22 protein-coding genes and 1 riboswitch are annotated in these 22,034 nt (G+C 47.1%); of the genes, 20 read left to right on the top strand and 2 right to left on the bottom strand.

Features of this window, described 5'->3' with window-relative positions; translation table 11 throughout:
• Positions 1-117: 117 nt before the first annotated feature.
• The 19 genes from lysA (at position 118) to AC2TDN_RS03645 (ending at position 18,730) form a co-directional block, all read left to right on the top strand.
• Positions 118-1,449, top strand: a complete 1,332-nt coding sequence (gene lysA / locus AC2TDN_RS03735; protein WP_484687050.1) for a diaminopimelate decarboxylase — start codon at positions 118-120, stop codon at positions 1,447-1,449.
• A gap of 53 nt (positions 1,450-1,502) precedes the next feature.
• Positions 1,503-1,934, top strand: coding sequence for a peptidylprolyl isomerase (locus tag AC2TDN_RS03730; protein WP_482067094.1), 432 nt, complete (start codon positions 1,503-1,505; stop codon positions 1,932-1,934).
• Between the two features lie 33 nt (positions 1,935-1,967).
• A riboswitch (FMN riboswitch) is annotated at positions 1,968-2,177 on the top strand.
• 222 nt (positions 2,178-2,399) lie between these two features.
• A complete protein-coding gene (ribD, locus tag AC2TDN_RS03725; protein WP_484687049.1) occupies positions 2,400-3,497 on the top strand; it encodes a bifunctional diaminohydroxyphosphoribosylaminopyrimidine deaminase/5-amino-6-(5-phosphoribosylamino)uracil reductase RibD in 1,098 nt (365 codons plus the stop codon).
• A 20-nt stretch (positions 3,498-3,517) separates the two neighbouring features.
• A complete protein-coding gene (gene ribE / locus AC2TDN_RS03720) occupies positions 3,518-4,177 on the top strand; it encodes a riboflavin synthase (protein ID WP_482067096.1) in 660 nt (219 codons plus the stop codon).
• 1,079 nt (positions 4,178-5,256) lie between these two features.
• Complete coding sequence (locus tag AC2TDN_RS03715; protein ID WP_484687048.1) at positions 5,257-6,492, top strand: bifunctional 3,4-dihydroxy-2-butanone-4-phosphate synthase/GTP cyclohydrolase II; 1,236 nt, start codon at positions 5,257-5,259, stop codon at positions 6,490-6,492.
• Between the two features lie 22 nt (positions 6,493-6,514).
• Complete coding sequence (gene ribH, locus AC2TDN_RS03710) at positions 6,515-6,985, top strand: 6,7-dimethyl-8-ribityllumazine synthase (protein ID WP_441960079.1); 471 nt, start codon at positions 6,515-6,517, stop codon at positions 6,983-6,985.
• A 36-nt stretch (positions 6,986-7,021) separates the two neighbouring features.
• Positions 7,022-7,801 carry a segregation and condensation protein A gene (locus AC2TDN_RS03705; protein ID WP_484687047.1) on the top strand — a complete coding sequence of 260 codons (780 nt, stop codon included), beginning with the start codon at positions 7,022-7,024 and terminating at the stop codon, positions 7,799-7,801.
• The gene (scpB, locus tag AC2TDN_RS03700) at positions 7,770-8,372 is read left to right on the top strand and encodes an SMC-Scp complex subunit ScpB (protein WP_482067099.1); all 603 of its coding nucleotides are present in this window, start codon (positions 7,770-7,772) and stop codon (positions 8,370-8,372) included. Before AC2TDN_RS03705 ends, scpB begins: the two co-directional genes overlap by 32 nt.
• Before the next feature lie 55 nt (positions 8,373-8,427).
• Complete coding sequence (locus tag AC2TDN_RS03695) at positions 8,428-9,123, top strand: DUF2953 domain-containing protein (protein WP_484687046.1); 696 nt, start codon at positions 8,428-8,430, stop codon at positions 9,121-9,123.
• Positions 9,096-9,581 (top strand): GerW family sporulation protein, encoded by a 486-nt coding sequence (gene ytfJ, locus AC2TDN_RS03690; protein ID WP_482067101.1) that lies wholly within the window; start codon positions 9,096-9,098, stop codon positions 9,579-9,581. The genes AC2TDN_RS03695 and ytfJ overlap by 28 nt, the downstream gene beginning before the upstream one ends.
• 130 nt (positions 9,582-9,711) lie before the next feature.
• Positions 9,712-10,902 (top strand): D-alanyl-D-alanine carboxypeptidase family protein, encoded by a 1,191-nt coding sequence (locus AC2TDN_RS03685; RefSeq protein WP_484687045.1) that lies wholly within the window; start codon positions 9,712-9,714, stop codon positions 10,900-10,902.
• A gap of 68 nt (positions 10,903-10,970) precedes the next feature.
• Positions 10,971-11,630: a nucleoside recognition domain-containing protein gene (locus AC2TDN_RS03680; RefSeq protein WP_482067103.1), complete on the top strand. Its 660-nt coding sequence runs from the start codon at positions 10,971-10,973 to the stop codon at positions 11,628-11,630.
• A 1-nt stretch (position 11,631) separates the two neighbouring features.
• Positions 11,632-12,159: a spore maturation protein gene (locus AC2TDN_RS03675; protein ID WP_482067173.1), complete on the top strand. Its 528-nt coding sequence runs from the start codon at positions 11,632-11,634 to the stop codon at positions 12,157-12,159.
• A 54-nt stretch (positions 12,160-12,213) separates the two neighbouring features.
• Positions 12,214-12,960: a pseudouridine synthase gene (locus tag AC2TDN_RS03670; protein WP_482067174.1), complete on the top strand. Its 747-nt coding sequence runs from the start codon at positions 12,214-12,216 to the stop codon at positions 12,958-12,960.
• A gap of 84 nt (positions 12,961-13,044) precedes the next feature.
• Positions 13,045-13,578: a redoxin domain-containing protein gene (locus tag AC2TDN_RS03665; RefSeq protein ID WP_482067104.1), complete on the top strand. Its 534-nt coding sequence runs from the start codon at positions 13,045-13,047 to the stop codon at positions 13,576-13,578.
• A gap of 11 nt (positions 13,579-13,589) precedes the next feature.
• The gene (gene resB, locus AC2TDN_RS03660; protein WP_484687044.1) at positions 13,590-15,254 is read left to right on the top strand and encodes a cytochrome c biogenesis protein ResB; all 1,665 of its coding nucleotides are present in this window, start codon (positions 13,590-13,592) and stop codon (positions 15,252-15,254) included.
• A complete protein-coding gene (ccsA, locus tag AC2TDN_RS03655) occupies positions 15,251-16,510 on the top strand; it encodes a cytochrome c biogenesis protein CcsA (RefSeq protein WP_484687043.1) in 1,260 nt (419 codons plus the stop codon). Before resB ends, ccsA begins: the two co-directional genes overlap by 4 nt.
• A gap of 27 nt (positions 16,511-16,537) precedes the next feature.
• Positions 16,538-17,254: a response regulator transcription factor gene (locus AC2TDN_RS03650; protein WP_053376699.1), complete on the top strand. Its 717-nt coding sequence runs from the start codon at positions 16,538-16,540 to the stop codon at positions 17,252-17,254.
• Entirely contained in the window at positions 17,255-18,730 is a 1,476-nt protein-coding gene (locus AC2TDN_RS03645; protein ID WP_484687042.1) for a HAMP domain-containing sensor histidine kinase, read from the top strand.
• Between the two features lie 125 nt (positions 18,731-18,855).
• Here AC2TDN_RS03645 and serA read toward each other — a convergent pair whose 3' ends face one another.
• Positions 18,856-20,448, bottom strand: a complete 1,593-nt coding sequence (serA, locus tag AC2TDN_RS03640) for a phosphoglycerate dehydrogenase (RefSeq protein ID WP_484687041.1) — start codon at positions 20,446-20,448, stop codon at positions 18,856-18,858.
• Positions 20,449-20,687: 239 nt separating this feature from the next.
• On the opposite strand from serA, the gene AC2TDN_RS03635 reads away from it, so the two are divergent.
• A complete protein-coding gene (locus AC2TDN_RS03635; protein WP_484687040.1) occupies positions 20,688-21,014 on the top strand; it encodes a rhodanese-like domain-containing protein in 327 nt (108 codons plus the stop codon).
• Between the two features lie 21 nt (positions 21,015-21,035).
• On the opposite strand, the gene AC2TDN_RS03630 is transcribed toward AC2TDN_RS03635, so the two are convergent.
• Positions 21,036-21,956 (bottom strand): hypothetical protein, encoded by a 921-nt coding sequence (locus AC2TDN_RS03630; protein ID WP_482067110.1) that lies wholly within the window; start codon positions 21,954-21,956, stop codon positions 21,036-21,038.
• Between the last annotated feature and the right edge of the window lie 78 nt (positions 21,957-22,034).

The raw sequence follows: 22,034 nt of genomic DNA, 5'->3' as shown, positions 1-22,034 counted from the left end.
AATGAAATGTGGATTTATCCATTTCGCAGCGCGGGTAGATTGCGTTATACTGATGCTATTGATGCAAATTCTATCCGTTCTATCTGCATGCAGATAGAAGAAAGCTGAGGGGAAATTATGTACCTGCATGGAACTAGTAAAATTAACACTCAAGGACATTTGGAAATTGGCGGCTGCGATGTAGCTGATTTGGCAGCACAGTTTGGAACGCCGCTATATATTGTGGACGAGGCTCTCGTACGTCAGCGCGCGAGCGAGTATGTTGAAGCTTTCAAAGCTTCCGGACTTCGTTTCCAAGTCGCTTACGCAAGCAAAGCGTTCAGCGTAATGGCAATGTGTGCGATTGCGGAGCAAGAGGGACTATCGCTTGATGTTGTGTCCGACGGCGAGCTGTATACAGCTATGCAAGCCGGTTTCCCGGCGGAGCGCATTCACTTCCACGGCAACAACAAAACGCCTGAAGAAATCAACATGGCGCTTGATGCAGGCATCGGCTGCTTCGTAGTAGACAATTTCATGGAGCTTCAGCTGTTGAATGCACTTGCAGGCGACAAGGGCAAGAAAGTGAATATTTTGCTTCGTATTACGCCAGGCGTAGAAGCACATACGCATGATTACATCTCAACTGGCCAACAGGATTCAAAGTTCGGCTTTGACCTTGGCAATGGCGCAGCGAAACAAGCTATTCAAGAAGCGCTTGCTTTGTCAAACCTTGTTATTTTGGGCGTTCACTCCCATATTGGATCGCAAATTTTTGAAGTGGAAGGCTTCCGCATGGCTGTGGACAAGGTTGCTGATTTCGCGGTTTCGATTCGCAACGAGCTTGGCCTTGCGTTTAAAGTCATCAATCTTGGCGGCGGCTTCGGCATTCGTTATGTTGAGGGCGATACTCCGCTTCCAATCAGTGAATATGTAGCAGCTATTACTGGCGCAATTATTACAAATTTCACAAATGCCGAGTTCCCGCTTCCTGAAATTTGGGTTGAGCCAGGCCGCAGCATGGTTGGCGATGCAGGAACGACTTTGTACACGGTAGGTACGAGCAAGAACATTCCTGGTGTTCGCAAATATATCGCTGTTGACGGCGGAATGACGGACAACCCTCGCCCAGCGCTTTATCAATCGAAATACGAGGCAGTGCTTGCAAATCGTGCGAATGATGCAGCAGAAGAAACGGTTTCTGTTGCCGGCAAATGCTGCGAGAGCGGCGATATGCTGATTTGGGATTTGGAATTGCCTAAAGCCGAAAATGGCGACCTGCTTGCTGTTTTCTGCACAGGTGCTTATAATTATGCAATGGCGAGCAACTATAACCGCATCCGTCGTCCGGCAGTCGTTTTTGTAAAAGACGGTCAGGCTGACCTTGCTGTTAAGCGCGAATCGCTTGAAAATATCGTATGCAATGACGTCATTCCGGCAAGACTGCAAAAATCACCGCTTGCGAAATAAGGGCGATATTGGTAACGTAGTCTTATCTGGATAAAAGAAAGGTAGATGCAGCAATGGCAAAACAAGCAAAAATCACACTAGCAAACGGCGGAGAAGTTCTAATCGATCTATTCGATCAAGACGCGCCGAACACAGTAGCAAACTTCGAGAAGCTTGCTAAAGAAGGCTTCTACAATGGTCTTACGTTCCACCGTGTTATCCCAGGTTTCGTTGCACAAGGCGGATGCCCGAACGGAACTGGTACAGGCGGTCCTGGCTACACAATTAATTGTGAAATCAACCCGAACAAGCATGAACGCGGCACTTTAGCTATGGCACATGCTGGCCGTAACACTGGCGGCAGCCAATTCTATATCGGTTACGCTCCACAGCCGCATTTGGATGGCGGTCATACTGTATTCGGCAAAGTTTCGAAGGGTATGGAGTTTGTTGATGCTTTCAAAGGCGGAGACAAAATGGAAAAGGTTGAAGTTGAAACGATTTAGTGATAAGATACTAACTATAATTATGTAAGTGCAGCTTTCCTTCGGGGTAGGGTGAAATTCCTAACCGGCGGTGATCGGCAGGTACAGGAGGATCGGTTAACCGAACTTCTGTGCTTGTCGTCAGTCCGTGACCCGGTCTAAGAAACTTTGTTTTCTGATTTATTGAGATGCAAAGGTGATTGGAACGGTGGACCTGGTGCAAATCCGGGACCGACAGTATAGTCTGGATGGGAGAAGGGGATGCTTCGACAGCTATAATATCAGCTTATTTGTATGTGTGTTTTATTTCACGTACAAAGTAGGTTTGTTTTTTTAGCGTATTTTACAAACCGTTTTCGCAATTTTTGCGGAATAGGATGGAGTCGGATATTAAAGCCGACAACGCCTATTGGTTTTGTCGTAGTTCTCGGATCACTCACTCATCACCCCTGTCGGATCGTTTGCCGATAGGGGTGATTTTTGTATATGGACGTGTTAAATGATGAATATTATATGGGTTTAGCGCTCGACATGGCGTCAAAAGCTTCAGGCCAAACGGGGATTAATCCTGTTGTCGGATGTGTTGTCGTGAAGAATGGTCGCATTATCGGAATCGGAACGCATCTTAAGCGAGGTACCGGCCATGCTGAGGTGCATGCCCTTCAGATGGCAGGAGATGAGGCAGAGGGCGCCACTGTTTATGTAACGCTGGAGCCATGCAGTCATTTTGGCAAAACGCCTCCTTGCTGCGAGCGCATCATCGCTGCGAAAGCGGCGAGGGTTGTGGTCGCCAGCGGTGATCCCAATCCCGAGGTATCGGGCCGCGGCATCGCCAGGCTGCGTGAAGAAGGAATTGATGTTACCGTTGGCGTCATGGAGCAGCAATCTCAGCAAATGAACGAAAAGTTCAATAAGTATATTACGACAAGGCTGCCATTCGTCACTTTGAAAACAGCTAGCACGCTTGATGGCAAAATTGCATCGCGTACAGGCGACAGCAGATGGGTGACGGGAGCTGCGGCACGCGAGCAGGTTCATACCCTTCGTCATCAGCATGAAGCGATTATGGTCGGAATCGGTACAGTGCTTGCGGACGATCCTTTATTGAATACACGCGCTTCCGTCCCAGCTATCGACCCGGTACGCATCATCGTAGATTCAAAGCTGCGTTTGCCGCTAGATGCACGCGTAGTAACCGATCGGTCTATCAGGACCATCGTATTGACTTCGAGCGAGGCAAACGGGGAAAACCGACAAGCTTTAGAGGCCGCTGGTATTGAAGTTGTCATTTGCGGAACAGGGCCAAAGGTGGATTTAGTCGAAGCGATGAAGAAGCTCGGAGAGCTTGAGATCGGCTCGATCCTGCTCGAGGGCGGCGGTCAATTAAACGGTGCGATGCTTGAGGCAGGCCTTATCGATAAAATTATACTCTACTATGCAGCCAAAATTATCGGAGGAGCAGATGCTCCTGGCACCTTCACCTTCGCTGGAATCGAGAAAATGGCAGATGCCATACAGCTTGAGCATGTGAGCGTGGAAATGGCCGGCGAAGACATTTGCGTCTCGGGTTATCCCGTTTATTAAGGTGTTTGAGGAGGAACCCCATGTTTACCGGATTAGTGGAAGAAGTGGGAAAGATGAAAGGGATCACGAAGCAGGGTGAAGCGATGCGCCTTGTCATCGGGGCCACTCATGTGACGAATGGCGTCATGCTTGGAGACAGTATTTCGGTTAACGGCGTATGTCTTACGGTAACGTCCTTTGACGGGTCTTCATTCTCGGCAGATGTGATGCCTGAAACATATCGCAAATCGAACCTCCACCAGCTTCGTGCCGGTGAGCGTGTGAATTTAGAACGCGCGATGCAGGCGGGCGGACGGTTTGGCGGTCATATCGTACAAGGACATATCGATGGAACCGGAAAGATACTCAATCGTGAAACAGATGCGAATGCAGTAGTGTACAAAGTACAGCTAGATGATGCTGATATGCTGCGTTACGTCATTCCGAAAGGATCCATTACGATAGACGGAATAAGTCTTACGGTGGTTGATACAGGCTCCGGTTCGTTTACCGTATCGATCATCCCGCACACCCTTGGCGAAACAGCACTGCAGCACAAACACGCGGGCGACTCCGTCAATATAGAGTGCGATGTAATCGGCAAATACGTCGATCACCTGCTCCATTTCAAGCAGCCTGAAGCTGCAAAAGCAAGCACCAAGCTCACCACATCATTTTTAATGGAAAATGGATTCTTATAATAATATGGTGAGTGAGTTTGCATCTTTAAGGACGATATGCAGTTAATTCAAAAAAGAGTATTTTTTGTCACTACTTTAATCATAACGGTAAAAACTCACGTTAATTAATGAAAATGTCTTAACCAAATGCATTTAACAGGAAAAGCTCCATGTAATAATAAGAAATTAGCTTGTTTCAGGTGGAATGCCCGAATTAGAAGGAGAAATTCCATCTAAACTGTAAAAAAGCTAGTGAACAAGCAAATTAGCTGGAGAAGTTCCATCTATACTGTAAATAAGCTAATGAACAAGCTAATTAGATGAAGATTTTCCAGTAACCAATATCTTGAGCAAGCAGAAAGCGTGTCCCGCAGGGACGAAAGCGAGCCAAGGGTAAACTTAGCAGCATATCAACTCATTAACTCAAAAGTTATTCAGGTGTTAAGTCACTTAAGTGACATAAGCGCTCAACCAGAAAGCGTGTCCTGCAGGGACGGTAGCGTTCCTACAGAAAAAGCAGCATACAACCGACTGATTCCCTTCAACGTTAGTCCACTTGCAGGTGTCCAGAGGACGCAGTCCTTGGGGCCCTCCCTTGGAAGGGAGGGTTTGGGCGGGTTCGAAAAGCCTTTAAAGGTTTGGAACTAAAGCTTTTGAAGGTATGGAACTAAAGCCTTTGAAGGTATGGAATTAAAGCCTTTGAAGGTTTTATATAAAATGTTTGAAGGCTTGGTAGTAGAATTAAAAGTAAAGCGTGTCCCGCAGGGACGGTAGCGTTCCTACAGAAAAAGCAGCATACAACCGACTGATTCCCTTCAACGTTAGTCCACTTGCAGGTGTCCAGAGGACGCAGTCCTTGGGGCCCTCCCTTGGAAGGGAGGGTTTGGGCGGGTTCGAAAAGCCTTTAAGGTTTGGAATTAAAGCCTTTTAAGGTTTGGTTAAAAGCCTTTAAGGTTTGGTATTGGTTTTAAAGCCTTTAAGGGTTTGGTTAAAAGCCTGCCTTTAAAGGTTTGGTAGAAAGCTTTTGAAGGTTAGGTAGAAGCCTTACAAAGGTTTGGTTGTTTACGATGGTTTGGTTGTCACAAAGGAGGGAAACTCATATGGAACAAACAGATAAAATTACATTTGATAAAATCGAGGAAGCGCTCGAAGACCTTAAACTCGGCAAGCCGATCATAGTCGTTGATGACGAGGATCGGGAAAACGAGGGCGACCTCATCGCGCTCGCAGATAAAACAACGCCGGAAGTCATCAATTTCATGATAACGGAGGCTCGCGGCCTTGTATGTGTTCCGATTACGCAGGAACGTGCGGAACAGCTGGATCTGCCTCCTATGGTGTCGCATAATACCGATTACCATGGCACGGCTTTTACCGTATCGGTAGATTATATCGGAACGACGACCGGTATTTCGGCGTATGAGCGTTCGGAAACGGTCAAAGCGCTTGTCGACCCAACGACAAAGGCAGCGGATTTCCGCCGGCCGGGACACATTTTCCCGCTTATAGCAAGGTCGGGCGGCGTGCTGCGTCGCGCTGGTCATACGGAGGCAGCGATCGATCTTGCAGTCATGTGCGGTTCTGCTCCAGGTGCAGCTATATGTGAAATCATTAACGAAGACGGTACGATGGCTCGCTTGCCGGATTTGCTTGTCTTTAAGGAAAAGCACAATCTGAAGCTGATTACCATTCAAGAGATGATTCAGTACCGCAATGCAAAGGAAAAGCTCGTTGAGCGTGCGGTTGATGTGAAGCTGCCAACTGATTTTGGCACCTTCCGCGCAATAGCTTACACGAACATCGTGGACAATAAAGAACATATCGCACTCGTTAAAGGCGACATCGATCCTGAGCGTCCGCTGCTTGTGCGCGTACATTCCGAATGCCTTACCGGCGATGTATTCCATTCGCATCGCTGCGATTGCGGTCCGCAGCTTGAAGCCGCGCTAAAGCAGATTGAGGAAGCGGGCAGCGGCGTCCTTCTCTACATGCGGCAAGAGGGAAGAGGCATTGGCTTGATCAACAAGTTAAAAGCCTATGAGCTGCAGGAGCAAGGCCTTGATACGGTTGATGCGAATTTAAAGCTTGGCTTTCCGGCCGATTTGCGCGAGTATGGGATAGGAGCGCAAATTTTGAAGGATCTTGGTGTCCGCCAAATGCGCCTGCTAACGAATAATCCCCGCAAAATTAAAGGACTAGAGGGTTACGGACTCGAGGTGGTAGAGCGTGTTCCCATTCAAATGGACGAAAATGAAGATAACAAAAGTTATCTCCGCACGAAGAAAACGAAGCTTGGCCACTTGTTAAGCTTTGAAGATATTGACTATATCATTTAAAATATCGGAAGGAAGATGACAAATGACACGAATTTATGAGGGACATTTAGTATCAGAAGGTTTAAAATATGGAGTAGTAGTTGGTCGTTTCAATGAGTTTATTTCAAGCAAGCTGCTTGGCGGAGCGCTTGATGCGTTCAAGCGTCACGGCGCGCAGGATTCCGAAGTTGAAGTAGCTTGGGTACCAGGAGCTTTCGAAATTCCGTTAATCGCGCAAAAAATGGCTGAAAGCGGCAAGTATGACGCTGTTATCACGCTTGGCGCCGTCATTCGCGGTTCAACTCCGCATTTTGATTTTGTATGCAACGAAGCAGCTAAAGGCGTAGCGGCAATTGCATTAAAAACAGGTATTCCGACTATTTTCGGCGTACTGACGGTTGATTCGATTGAGCAAGCCATTGAGCGTGCCGGTACGAAAGCAGGCAACAAAGGCTATGAAGCTGCAACTAGCGCAATTGAAATGGCGAATTTGACAAAGCAATTGCAAGGCTAAGCAGCAAAGTTTAAGGCTAGGCGGGAGGAAATGTAAGTGTCGGTGCTTTATAAGCTGGATTCATTTGAGGGACCGCTTGATCTATTGCTTCACTTGATCGACAAGGCCGAGATCGATATCCATGAAGTGTCTATCAGCGAGATTACGATTCAATATATGGATTACTTGCATGCGATGAAGGAGCTGGAGCTTGAGGTTACGAGTGAGTTTCTGGTCATGGCGGCTACCCTTTTGGCGATAAAAAGCAAGCAGCTTCTCCCTAAGCCTCCGGTATTTGAGGATGATTACGAGGATTGGCCAGATGACGGACTGGATCCGCGCGATGAGCTCATCCAGAAGCTCGTCGAATACCGGAAATTCAAACAAATTGCCGAGCAGCTGCGCGAGAAGGAATTCGAGCGCAGCCTCGTCTATTCAAGAGAGCCTGAGGATATGTCGCCTTTCTTGAAGGAAGAAAAGGTTAATCCGGTGGAGGGCTTGCATTTATCGGATTTAATCGTTGCCTTCCAAAAGGCGCTTCGCAGAGCCTCACGGCGAAATGTAGTTGCGACGGTACAGCGCGATGAGATTTCGGTCAAGGACCGGATACGGGATATTGTCGTTGTGTTGAAGCAATTTGAAACGGTTCGTTTCTCGAAGCTTATCCGTGAAAATATGGACAGGCATGAAATCGTGGTCACTTTTCTAGCGATACTGGAGCTAATGAAGATGAAGCATATTCGTTGCTTCCAGCATCAGCTGTTTGACGACATCGTCATTCACTGGAAAGGAGAGTCGTCAGAAATTGGATTATCAGAAGTTGAAGACGATTATTGAGGGCCTGCTGTTCATGGCAGGCGATGAGGGGCTGACGAAGCGGCAGCTTGCCGATATTTTGGAGCTGGATGCCGAGCTTGCCTCTGATTTGGTTTATGATTTGCAGCGTGACTTGGAGCGCGAGGAACGCGGCATTCAAATCGCCGAGGTCGCCGGATCCTTTCGGCTGACGACGCATTTGGAGCATGCGCCTTATTTTGAGAGAATGGCTTATACGCCAACCCGTTCACAGCTCTCGCAGGCAGCGCTCGAGACGTTGTCCATTGTGGCATATCGTCAGCCTATTACAAGAATATCGATCGAAGAAATTCGCGGTGTGAAGAGCGATAGAGCGATACAATCGCTCGTATCCAAGGATTTGATCGAGGAGGTCGGACGCGCCGAGCAGATCGGTCGGCCGATTTTGTACGGTACAACGAAATCATTTTTAGATTATTTCGGCTTGCCTTCGATCAAGGAGCTCCCAGAGCCAGGGAATGTTGATTTGGACGATGCTCTTGAGGAACAAACGCAGCTGCTGTTCGAGCGTTTAGACGGTCGGCAGATGACAATTGAAGAAATTAAAGAATGAGATTTGACCGCCGGGTCATACTATATTCAACCCATATGAGGGAAACGGAGGAAGCATGATGGTGCTCAGTTACCCTTACGGTTGGATTACGGCGGCCGGTCTCTTTTTTTTGCTCATTTTAATAGTTATCCTAAGCTCTCAGGTTGTTGTAGCAGGACATCTGCGGAGGCTGGGAGACAATGATGATGTTGAGTTGAATATAAAAGCACTATACGGAATAATCCGATACAAATTAAAGGTGCCTATTATTCAATTTACCGGTACTTCTGTCCAACTGAAGGAACAGGTTTCAAAAACGAACATATCAGAGAACACTTGGTCGCAGTATTACGAGGATATTGACGCAGATAAAATCATGAAAGGCATCGATAAATTCAAGTACATATTGGAAATAACTCGAAATCTAAAGGGTTGGGTAAGGCAAACGCTATCGAAGGTTAGACTTATTGAATGGAATTGGTCAACGTCAGTCGGGACGGGTGACGCAATGTGGACAGCCATGGCAACGGGTGCGGTATGGTCAGTGAAGACATCGATTATTGGCGTGCTTTCTCAAATGGTTAAGCTAAAGGCTGAGCCCAAATTGATTGTTCAGCCCATTTACATCGGATCTGCCTTTCGAACAGAGTGGTCATGCATAGCTCAAATCCGCTTCGGTTATGCTATTCTTGCCGGGCTGCAGCTTTCAGTTCGGATGAGGATATGGAAAGGAGGCGTCAAAGCATGGCAGAACATCCTATTCAAGGCTTAATGCAAACCGCAATGGAAAATATTAAAGAAATGGTTGACGTCAATACAATCGTGGGCGACCCTGTTCAAACGCCGGACGGCAGCATTATTATGCCGATCTCTAAGGTGGGCTTCGGATTTGTGGCAGGGGGCAGCGACATTCGATTGGATGATGCCGATCATAAGCATGGGGCAAATTCTGATGCGCAGCATGCTTCCGTATCGATGCCATTTGGCGGCGGCAGCGGCGGCGGCGTATCGATTACGCCAATCGCGTTTTTGGTCGTAGGCACTCACGGAGTGAAAATTGTTCCGCTCGATAATCAAACGCATCTGCTCGAGCGGGTTATCGATTCTGCTCCGCATGTCTTCGAGAAGCTTCAATCGATGATGAAGCAGCCATCAAGCACAGCAGCATACAACGATCCGAATTCCACTATTATCAGCGGACGAGTAGAAGCAAACGATCACCTCTTATGACAGAACTGCCCGAGAGGGCAGTTTTTCATTTTTAGTTAGCTGAATTTCGTCTAGAGCAACGTGTACAGGCATATACTGGAATATACAAGATGATTTATCTACTAACGCTGCGAGAGGGGAAAGTTATCACATGTATTTCAAAAAGCTACAACGGTTTGCCATGATTGGTTTATTGGCGATCTTAGTGGTTGGGACAAGCCGAATGACTGCTGCAAGCGCCAATCCCAGTCCGTTGCATACGAATGCGAGAGCTTCTGCGCTAATTGATGTTGAGTCGGGAAGACTGCTGTATAGCAGCAACGGCGATACATCGATGAGAATTGCAAGCTTAACAAAAATAATGACAGCAATCGTGGCTATTGATCATGGGAAGCTGACGGATATGGTGAAAACAAGCAAGCGTGCGGTAGGCAAGGAAGGGTCCTCGATCTATCTTCAGCTTGGCGAGGAAATGAGTCTTCTTAACATGCTTTACGGTCTTATGTTAAGATCCGGCAACGATGCAGCGACCGCAATAGCTGAACATGTAGGCGGCTCTGAGGATGGCTTCGTTCATTTAATGAATGAAAAGGCGACCTTTCTTGGCCTGAAACAAACGCAATTTAAAAATCCGCATGGACTTGATGAGGACGGGCATTTTTCCTCTGCAAATGATTTGGCCAAGCTGACAGCTTATGCTTTGAAAAATGATGTATTCGCAGAAATCGTCAGCACAAAAGTGAAAAAGGTGCCAAACCCTCATGAGAAGTGGGAGTACAGCTATACGAACAAAAATAAAATGCTTACGATGTATGAAGGTGCAGACGGCGTAAAGACGGGCTATACAAAAAAATCGCTGCGCTGCTTAGTAAGCTCGGCAACAAGGAATGGCCAGCAGCTTGCTGCCGTAACGATCAATGACAGCGATGATTGGTCAGATCATCGAAAAATGCTCGATTGGGGCTTTGGCCATTATCCGCTTCAGGAAATTGCATCTAAAGGCCAATCGATCGCAGGTTATCCTTATGCAATTGGCCAATCGTTCAAGTATCCTGTTGCTGAGAATGAGACTGATGCGATTCAATCGCGATTGGTGCTGTACAATGCGGATACGACACGCTACATGCTAGGCGAGCGGGGTATTATGGAGTGGTACATGAATGACAATCGCATTGGTGCTGTTCCGGTGTATGAAGTCTCTAGCAGCAGGCTTCAGCTGCCGACAAAATCTTTAAATGCGATGCAATCGTTAGAGGAATTTAAAAAAGCTTCTTCGCTGGATGATCGCGGAAAGTTGACTGAGTCCTTATCGAAGGTATTGGATGCATTATTTGATCATTAGGGCATGAGGAGCGCGGGAGACGCTTTAATGTTAATAAAAGGGATGTTGCAAATGGGGAGGCGGCATAGATGGTTAACTGGATTTGGTTGTTTTTCATCGTAGCGAGCGTAATTGTGGCTGCGGCAACCGGCAAGATGGATGCGGTGACGCAAGCTGCCTTCGAGGGAGCCAAATCAGGCGTCACCGTGAGCTTTGGCTTAATCAGCATTATGGTATTTTGGCTGGGGATGATGAGAATTGCGGAGGACGCTGGATTGCTGCAAAAATTGGCTCGCATGCTGGGGCCGGTTGTGCGCATGCTGTTTCCTGACGTTCCCCGCAATCATCCGGCAATTGGCTACATCATGAGTAATTTGAGCGCTAATTTATTTGGGCTCGGGAATGCAGCCACGCCAATGGGGATAAAAGCGATGCAAGAGCTGCAAAAGCTGAATCCGGATCCCTCCACTGCAACTCCAGCGATGTGTACGCTGTTAGCACTTAATACATCGAGTATAACGATTATTCCGACCACGCTTATAGCGATACGGATGAATTATGGTTCAGCTAATCCAGCAGAGATTATCGGCACGACGCTGGCAGCAACATTTGTTGCAACTACCGCAGCTATACTTGCCGATCGTTGGTACAGAAGAAAATCTCCCCCGCCGCCAATAACTCCGACACTCTCAGGACCCGCGAAAATGAAGGGGGCACTCCCTGCTGCTGGAGGTGAGCCGGTTGTATAGTATGTTCACAAGCTTATCTGCGTGGATGATTCCAGCCATAATTGTATTTATTCCGCTTTATGCAGCGCTTAGGCGCAAGGTGCCGGTATATGAAACGTTTGTTGAAGGCGCCAAGGACGGCTTTGGGACAGCGATCAACATTATTCCGCATTTGGTTGGCATGATGGTCGCCATCAGCATGTTCCGCGCATCGGGTGCATTAGATTTGATGCTTTCAGCAGTCAGGCCTTTATTTGATTATGTGGGCATTCCAAGCGAAGTGTTACCGCTCGGCATTCTTCGCCCGCTTACAGGCGCAGGCTCACTTGCATTCACGACCGATCTCATCCAGACGTTCGGTCCGGATTCCATGATTGGCAGAATCGCATCAACCATACAAGGCAGCACGGATACTACCTTGTATGTGCTCACCGTTTATTTTGGCGCTATAGGCATTCGTCGAACGCGTTATGCTTTAAAAGTAGGATTATTTTCGGATTTGGTCGGTTTTTTTGCCGCGATTTTCATTTGCTTATACATATTCGGATAGTGAAGCTTGTACTTTGTTCTTCATATCGTTATGATGGAGATTGAGGTGAAAGCATTGGAACGTTTACAGAAGATATTAGCCGCTGCGGGAGTTGCATCCCGTCGCAAATGTGAAGAAATGATTTTGGCCGGCATGGTTGAGGTTAATGGTGAGAAGGTTACGACGCTTGGCGTCAAAGCAGATCCTGCTGTCGATGCCATAACGGTTAACGGCAAAGCGATCCGGAGCGAGAAGAAGCTCTATCTCATGCTTAACAAGTCCAAAGGAGTCATCACAAGCGCCAAAGACCCGCAAGGACGCAAAGTGGTTTCTGATTTCTTGCCAGGCATCAAAGAGAGAGTATATCCCGTCGGTCGATTGGATTACGATACGGAAGGACTTCTCATTCTAACAAATGACGGCGAGTTCGCCAATTTGTTGACACATCCGAGCCATCACGTACCGAAAACCTATCGCGCTACCGTCAAAGGTGTTCCTCATGGAACTGCGCTTGAGCAGCTTCAGAAGGGGATCAAGCTGGAGGATGGCATGACCGCTCCTGCCGAGGTAGAGTATCATGATGTGGATACGGAAGGTAATGAAGCGACGATTACAATTACGATTTTTGAAGGCCGCAACCGTCAGGTTCGCCGTATGTTTGAAGCGATTGGACATAAGGTAATCAGGCTGAAGCGCATTCGATTTGGCGAGGTTGGACTAGAGAATCTAGGCAGAGGAAAGTATCGCCATTTGACGCCTCAGGAAATCAAAGAGCTGCTGGCAATAGCGCAAAACAAGACACATAAAGTTCATAAAAAGTAATCGACGGCGGCAGTAATTGCCGTCGACTTTTCGTTATAATGGTAATATTCGTGGCTGTATAGAAAGAAGCTGGTGGTGAATTAAATGATGGGAAAATCGCGCAAGACGGTACAAATCGTCATATTGATTGCTGTCTTGATAATTGGCGGATATGCGATAGGATCTACCTTATTTGCCGCGGATGATAAAGGCCCTCTGAAGGAAGGCAGCAAGCCGCCGGTGTTTGAGCTTGTTGATTTGGAAGGAAAAACGCAGCAATTAACCGATTATGAGGGTAAAGCTGTCGTCGTCAATTTTTGGGGCACGTTCTGTCCGCCTTGCGTGAAGGAGATGCCGGAATTTGAACGACAATATGCGAAATGGAAAGATCAAGGCCTCGTAATCTTGGCGATTAATTTAAGCGAGGACACGTTAACCGTGAACAATTTTGTTCGCCGCTTTGATTTGAATTATCCCATATTGCGCGACGTGAACCGCAAAACAGAACGCAGTTATGGGCTAAAGTCATATCCTACTACTTTTTTCATAAAACCGGACGGTTCGATAATGGAAATAAAAGTAGGCGGTATGACTGAGGTGGAAATTGACGAACGGATTGAACGGCTTCTTCAAATGTAGGAGGTTTTACTGTGTTGGTAGTTGAAAACACAAAATGCGAGTGCGGACATCAAAACTCAGTCGGCACCGTGCTTTGCGAGAGCTGCGGCAAGCCGCTCGAATACAATGATATTTCGGATCTGCCGCTTGAAATGCGATATGACGGGGTAGCCCGCAGATCGCAAAAGAGCAATCCGAACTACATCGATAAAATTTGGAATTTTTTCTCGTCCGTCAAAATCGCTATTTACTTGATCGTTATCACATTTTTGACTGCGATGCTGGGAACGATATATCCCCAAGAAAACACGTTTGTAAATAACTTTGATCCATCCGTTTATTATGAGGAAACCTACGGCTTGCCCGGCAAATTATATTATTTGTTCGGCTTGTCGCACACCTACGAAACCTGGTGGTTTATCGGCTTGCTCGTGATGATCGGCACGTCGCTCGTTATTTGCAGTCTTGATCGGGTGCTGCCGCTTTACCGGGCACTAAGCAAGCAGCAAATTCGGAAGCATTTGCAGTTCATTCATCGCCAAAAAACGGTGTACAAGCATACGATTGATGGCGACTCTGAGGAATGGGTAGAAAAATTCGGCGCACAGCTTAAGCGCAAGGGCTATCGTATTCATCGCGACGGCTCGGCGCTTCTTGCCGAGAAGAATCGTTTCAGCCGCTGGGGACCTTATATCAATCATATCGGTCTTATCCTGTTTCTGCTGGCGATATTGGCTAGAAGCATACCAAGCTGGCAGATGGATAGCTACATTACGGTTCCCGATGGCGACACCGTACAAATTGCGGATACTCATTATTTTGTCAAAAATGAAAAGTTTACCGTTGAGTATTACAAGGATGAGGAATTGCCTGATAAGCTTAAGGGAACAGCTCGAGCCAAGCTCTTCGAAACGAAAGCGGTATTATATGAATGCGTAAGCAACTGCAGCGATCAATCGAAGAAGCCGGAGCTCAAGGAAGTGAAGCGTCACGATATTATCGTAAACGAGCCGCTAGATTACAAGGGGCTAAAGCTATACCAATTCGATTTTGATACGACACCTCGTTTGAATGCGGTTCATCCCGTTCTTGTAAATAAACAAACAGGTGAAAAATATGGTCCGTTTGATCTTCCGATGAAGGACTCGGCGCTTCAGCATAAGCTTGGACCATACACACTAGACTTATATGCCAATTACATGGAATTTGCGATTGGCGACAACGGCGAGCCGACTACCTTATCTCGTGATCCGATTGCTCCGGCGTTTGTATTTACGGTTAAAGGACCGGGACTCGCGGCAGACGGCGAGCCGTATATGTATTTCCCGATGCAGAAGGACAAGGTGAAATTTTCGCAGGACGCCATTAATCATGGCATTGCGGATAAAATTGAAATCCGGGTCGACGGGATGGAAAACGTAGACTTTTCCGAAGCATCCACTTACTTGAATGTCCGTATGGATAAAGCGCTGCCTTATGTATGGGTTGGAGCAGCCTTCTCTATGGTCGGCCTGTTAATGGGATCGTATTGGCAGCACCGCCGCATATGGCTGCGTGTTGATGGCAATGAGCTTTCATTAGGCGCACATACGAATAAAAACTGGTACGGTATGCGTTCAGATGTTGCGGGAGCGCTTCAAAAAATAGGGATAACCGTAGATCCGAAGTCGCTTGATAACGGAGGGAACAACGCGTGAGTTTAGTCGATTTTAGCAGCGACGCATTTATCGTCGCATTTTTCCTTTACTGTTTTGCATTTATGTTTTATGTGATCGCGATTGCGGGCAAGAAATGGAGCAATCGTGACCCCAAGCAGCATGAGAAACGATGGGGTCGGATCGCGTTCATCACATCCAGCCTAGGATTAGCATCGCATATGACCTTCTTCTTCACCCGCTGGGCAGGAAGCGGTCAAATTCCAACAAGCAATATGTATGAATTTATGACTTTCCTCGGTATGGCGATTATGATCGCATTCACAATCGTTTACAGCATCTATAGAAAACCATTGCTCGGCATGTTCTCATTGCCGCTCACCGTTATTATCGTTGCATACGCATCTGTATTTCCACAGGAGGTGCAGCCGTTAATACCGGCTCTCAACAACTATTGGCTCAAAGTGCATGTTACGACAGCTGCTCTAGGCGAAGCCTTCTTTGCAGTTGGATTTGCTGCTGGACTTATGTACCTTTTGCGCGTAGTGGATTTTAAAGGGAAAACGAAGGAAGCGAAAAGATCGCAGTTCTGGGTCGAATTTTCGTTATACTCCATTATCCTTATCGTAGGTTTTATCGTAGCCGTGTTTGCGTTCCGCGGTATGGGCTACGAAGCGCAATTTATTCAAGAAAAATCGAACATTGACGCAAAGGGCGTTGAGTCAACAACGACGGAGACAGTCATTTATACGCTGCCGGCAATCGTTAAGCCCTATAACAGCGAAATTGTGAAATTTGATTCGTTTCTTGGCATGAAGGAACCAATCTTCGAAGCTCCATATTGGATGACGGGCGCGAATTCCGGCCGAAAGCTAAATACGGTCGTATGGTCCATCATTGCAGGCACCTTGCTTTATGGCTTGATGCGTCTCGTATTCCGCAAGCCGCTGGGCGCAGTCATTCACCCCGTAATGGAAGGCATCGATCCGGAGGATTTGGATGAAATCAGCTATCGCTCGATTGCTATTGGCTTCCCGATCTTTACGCTGGGCGCCTTAATATTCGCGATGATCTGGGCCAATATAGCTTGGGGCCGCTTCTGGGGCTGGGATCCGAAGGAAGTATGGGCGCTCATTACTTGGCTGTATTACAGTGCATATTTGCATTTCCGCCTATCGCGCGGCTGGCAGGGCCATCGCTCCGCTTGGCTTGCGGTAATCGGTTTTGTTGTGGTATTGTTCACGCTTGTCGGGGTCAACCTCGTTATAGCGGGTTTACATTCATATTCGGGTGTTTAGAATATAGATTGAGAGGAGTAGTGCCCTATGTCTGATTATTCAAGCCGTATTTTGGTCGTAGATGATGAAGAACGCATTCGTCGTTTGCTCAAAATGTATTTAGAGAAGGAAGGCTACACAATCGACGAGGCGGAAGACGGTGAAACCGCGCTAAGGCTTGCCTCGAATACCGATTATGCGCTCATCTTGCTGGATGTGATGCTTCCGGGAATCGATGGGGTTGAAGTGTGCTCGCGTCTGCGCCAAGTGAAGGCAACTCCTGTCATTATGCTAACCGCAAAAGGCGAAGAGATGAACCGAGTGCAAGGCTTTGAGGTTGGAGCGGATGATTATGTCGTAAAGCCGTTCAGCCCTCGCGAGGTCATTTACCGCGTAAAAGCGATATTGAGACGTTCATCGGCTACAGCGTTTCTTACGAAAGAAATTAATTCGAGCAACAACATCGTATTTCCGCATCTTGTGATTGAGCATGATGCGCACCGCGTAACAGCAGGCGGTCAGGAAGTAAGCTTAACACCTAAGGAGTATGAGCTGCTTCATTACTTGGCCGTATCGCCAGATAAGGTTTTCTCGCGCGAGGAGCTGCTTAAGGATGTTTGGAACTATGAGTTTTTTGGCGATTTGCGAACGGTCGACACGCATGTGAAGCGTCTTCGCGAGAAGCTGAACAAAGTATCGCCCGATGCTGCATCGATGATAACGACGGTTTGGGGTGTCGGCTACAAGCTTGAGGTGCCTAAGTAAATGAAGTGGTGGCATCGCTTGATCGGAAAGCTGTGGCGCAGTGTAGTCGGGAAGCTTTGGGCGACGATTATGCTGCTCGTTGCAGTCGTATTGCTTATTGTAGGTGTTTTTCTTCTCCAGTATGTCGATATTTGGTTTGATGATAAATCGCATGGCAGCTCTCATCAAGTAAAAGTGTTATTTGTCCTTACGGCGATTGTTGGTTTTTTATTATCGACATTCTTTGCTTTCTTCTTATCCAAAAAGATTCAACAGCCGCTGTTGCAGCTTAAGGATGCCGCTGTTTCGATCTCTCAAGGAAATTATTCGACCAGAGTGAATATTCGCTCCAGCGATGAGATCGGAGAGCTTGCAAATACGTTTAACCATATGACAGAGCAGCTGGATAAGCTTATTCATGACTTGAATCATGAGAAAAACCATCTTGCCAGCATTTTACGGAGTATGGGTGATTCGGTTATGACGTTCGATGCGAATGGCAAGGTGATTCTTACGAATCCAAGCGGACATTTGCTAATTAATCAATGGTCTGGTGTAGAGCTTGCTTGGCAAGAGGATATGTATGACAGCTATTCATCCAATTCTGAAGTTCCGATGCCGCTGCGCGATTTGTTTCAGAGCGTCATGGAAGAGGGGCGCGACGCGACGGATAAGATTCATGTGCTCAGCAATGTATGGTCCGTTGTTATGGCGCCATTGCAATCCAAAGGCGTTGTTCGGGGAGCGGTTGCCGTTATTCGGAACGTGACGGAGGAGCATAAGCTGGAGAAGCTTAGGCGTGACTTTGTCGCGAACATCTCGCATGAGATTAGGACGCCTCTGTCTATGCTGCAAGGCTACAGCGAAGCGCTTCTTGACGATATCGTTGTATCCGAGGAAGACCGCAAGGAGCTCGTTCAAGTCATTTATGATGAATCGCTTCGAATGGGCAGGCTTGTCAATGATTTTCTGGATATCGCTCGTATGGAAGCTGGACATGTGGGCATGAATTTTCAAGAGGTTGATTTGAAGCATGTCTTAAAGCGAGTGCATCGGAAGTTCCAAGTGTATGCGAAGGAGCGCGAGGTTAAACTGGTGGCAGAGCTGCCGCTAGAGCCTCTTATCGTCAAGGAAGCTGACGAAGATCGGCTTGAGCAGGTGTTGACAAATTTGCTTGATAACGCCTTAAGGCATACGCCTTCAGGAAAGTCCATTACACTAGCTGGACAGCTTGAAAATGTAAATGACAGCTTATATGTTCAGCTGAGTGTTAGAGACGAAGGACAAGGCATCCCTAGCGAAGACGTTCCTTATATATTTGAACGCTTCTACAAGGCAGATAAAGCACGCAAACGGGGAGCTTCGAGCGGGACTGGACTAGGACTAGCCATCGTCAAAAACTTAATTGATCTCCATCATGGACGTATCGTTGTCGAAAGCAGTTCCGGTTCGGGAACATCGTTTACGCTTCTGCTTCCTGTCGAAGCGCATCAATAGTTGTCACGGCGTTCCTTCGGGAACGCTTTTTTTGTAGAATACAGCAGATAATTCTTGTTGTTCGTGAAACAAAAAGAGCCAATCGGTCACCCGATTGGCTCTTTTAAGCATTTTGTTACCTACTACTAAAATAGTGTAATTTCTTTAGCTGTATTCAGCTCAGGCATGCTCGTAAGCTGCTCAAGCACATTTTTAGGCGTAGCCTTATCGACTCTCAGCACCATAATGGCAGATCCGCCAACAAGCTGACGACCTACTTGCATCGTAGCGATGTTAACGTCATTATTGCCAAGCAGCGTTCCTACGCGTCCGATAATACCAGGCTTATCGTTATGCGAGATAAGAATCAGGTTTCCTTCTGGTGTAACGTCGACAGGGAACTTGTCGATCTGTACGATGCGAGGACCGTAGCCCGTCAGCAATGTACCCGATACAACGCGCTCTTCCCTCTTCGTGCGAAGGGCTACCGTTACAAGGTTTGTGAAGTCCTTCGAAGCATGCGACTTTTGAATAACGATATTCACGTCGCGTACTTTCGCAAGGTGCAAGGAGTTAACCACATTGACATTCTCTGAGCCAAGGTGATGAGCAAGAACACCGCGAACGATATGGCGTGTAAGCGGCTGAGTATCAACCTCTGCAAGCTCACCTGCATACCCAACTACGATTTCGATTACTGCGTCTTCTGTCGATTGTGAAATGAAGCTGCCAAGCTTCTCGCCAAGCGTAAAGTAAGGCTGAAGGATGCTTTGCAGATTTGCCGGAATCGGAGGCATGTTAACCGCATTGATAAACGGCTCGTTGCGAAGGATGTGAAGCACTTGCTCCGATACATCGATCGCTACGTTCTCTTGCGCTTCAACAGTAGATGCGCCAAGATGCGGTGTTACGATAATTTTAGGATGAGTAAGGAAAGGATGATCCTCTGCAGGAGGCTCTACCTCAAATACGTCAAATGCTGCGCCAGCTACAATTCCAGCATCTACAGCGTCAACCAATGCGATTTCATCAATGATGCCGCCACGTGCGCAGTTTACGATACGCATGCCAGGCTTCATTACTTCAAATTGTGCTTTGCCGATCATATGACGAGTTTCAGGAGTGAGCGGCGTATGTACCGTCATGAAATCAGCATTGCGAACGATCTCGTCCACGCTAGCTAGCTTAACGCCGATTTTCTCCGCTCTTTCTTCCGTCATAAACGGGTCGTAGCCCATAATTTCCATGCCGAAAGCTTTAGCGCGTTTAGCAACTTCGCTTCCGATACGGCCCATGCCAAGTACGCCAAGCGTTTTGCCGCGAAGCTCAACGCCTAGGAACGATTTGCGATCCCATGTCCCATTAACGGTTTTCATGTACGCTTGCGGGATATGCCTAGCAACCGCCATCATCATCGCAAAAGTATGCTCACAAGTCGTAATGGTATTGCCGTCTGGTGCATTGATTACGATGATACCGCGCTGAGTTGCGGCTTCAAGGTCGATGTTATCAACGCCGACGCCTGCACGTCCAACAACTTTGAGCTGCTTGCCGGCCTCCATAATTTTTGGTGTTACGCGCGTTTGGCTGCGAACAAGCAATGCATCGTATTCGCCGATAATGGCAACCAATTCGTCTTCGCTTAGTCCAGGTTTTTTGTCGACTGCGACATCAGACGCATCAACAAGCTGCTGAATGCCCAAATCGCTGATTGGATCGGAAACTAACACTTTAAACATGTGAAGTATGCCTCCTAATTGGGGCGAAGCTATGACGCCTCGCTGAATATGAACAGAAAAACCCTCTTACCGGCACCGATATGCAGCAGCGGGACGAGAGTTTGATCATCGATCTCAGACTTTACTATTTTAATGCAAGGCAGTGGACAAAAGCAATCCTCAAACTTGCTGAATTGTGAAAATTTCGTTATGATTCAAGCATCATTAACAACATAATATGACATAGGGGGCCATTATGCATGAATAATTGGCAAAATATGACTCCTCAACATCTGCTTGATTTGCTGGAGAATGGACAAGTTGACGGGAAACAAATCATAGATGTGAGAGAAGCGTTTGAATGGGATATTTATCATTTGGAGCCTTCGGTGTTGATCCCGATGAATTCGATCCCGGCACGCATAGGCGAAATTGATGATTCAAAGCCTATTTACATCGTTTGCGCACATGGGGTTCGCAGTGCTGCGGTTTGCAATTACTTAGAAGAACAAGGCTACAGCGGCCTCCACAACGTTGAAGGCGGGATGGCAGCTATAGCCTCGTTAAAAGGATTTCAATACGATTAATCGTTGCATCCTTTAGAATGGCTATTTGGTTTCTGGATAGAAAAACGGAAGCTGAGGCAGAAGGGCCTTCTGGTATAGTCGTGATTTGCTCTCCATAAAATCGCCAGTGCGCACGGCCTCCGTATTAATGAGGAGATCAACGACCGCTGACAAGGTACGCATCTTCATTTTTGCAGCTTGTCCGGATAGGACGAATTCGTCAACACGGCTGGTCAAATCCTGCGGATAGTAGGGAGTCAGCTTTTTGCGCGTCATGAGCTGATCGGCTATCAGCTTGTTTTTTATCGTAATAGGAAGGCTTTTCCACGTCTTTAGCTCTAGCAGCGCGGGAGATTTGAAATCCCCAGGAATATTAAGATCAACCGTTGCTGACCACTTCAGCATAGCTGAATAATAGGCTTGCTGCGCGCTAAGCGCAAACTGAGAGGCGGAGAGATAGGTTTTCTCCTGCTCAACATTTTTCTTAAGCTCGTTGAACGACAATGTTTTTGCGCTGATCGCCGCTTTGTCTGCTGCTTCTTCAAACAGCTTTAGGCTGCGAATGTAGCTAACCTGTGATTGTCCAAGCAGAGGAGACTTTTGCATGTCAACCGAGCTCACATCCTTTGATTTCGCATTGGCAAGATTGGCCAAATCCTTGAACATGGAAGTTGCTTCGCTTGTTTTTCCTTGCGACAATTTATTCATGGCTGCGAACCATTCGTTTTGAAATTCACGATAAGGCAAAAATACAGTATGATAGAAAGAAACTAGATCTTGCTGCTGATAAGGGTTTACAGATGCAGTCGCCTTCTTCGAGCCATCGTCCTTGGTCACGTATTTTGCTTCTGTCTTTTCTGTACCGATTTGAACGCCGTAAAAGAACGCTCCAACCGTACAAATAAGCATAAACACAAATCCAATACTAAATAGCATTGCGGTGGTCGTTAATCTTTTTTCCATCTCTTCCTTTATCTCCTTCTATGTAAAAAAATTATGCTGTCGAATTGCTCTACCAGTATAGGTGAAAAGGTCGAAAAA

The sequence above is a fragment of the Paenibacillus sp. Y660 genome (assembly GCF_057221575.1).
Note: the sequence above shows the minus strand (reverse complement) of the source record. Positions and strands in the feature narration are given on the sequence as shown.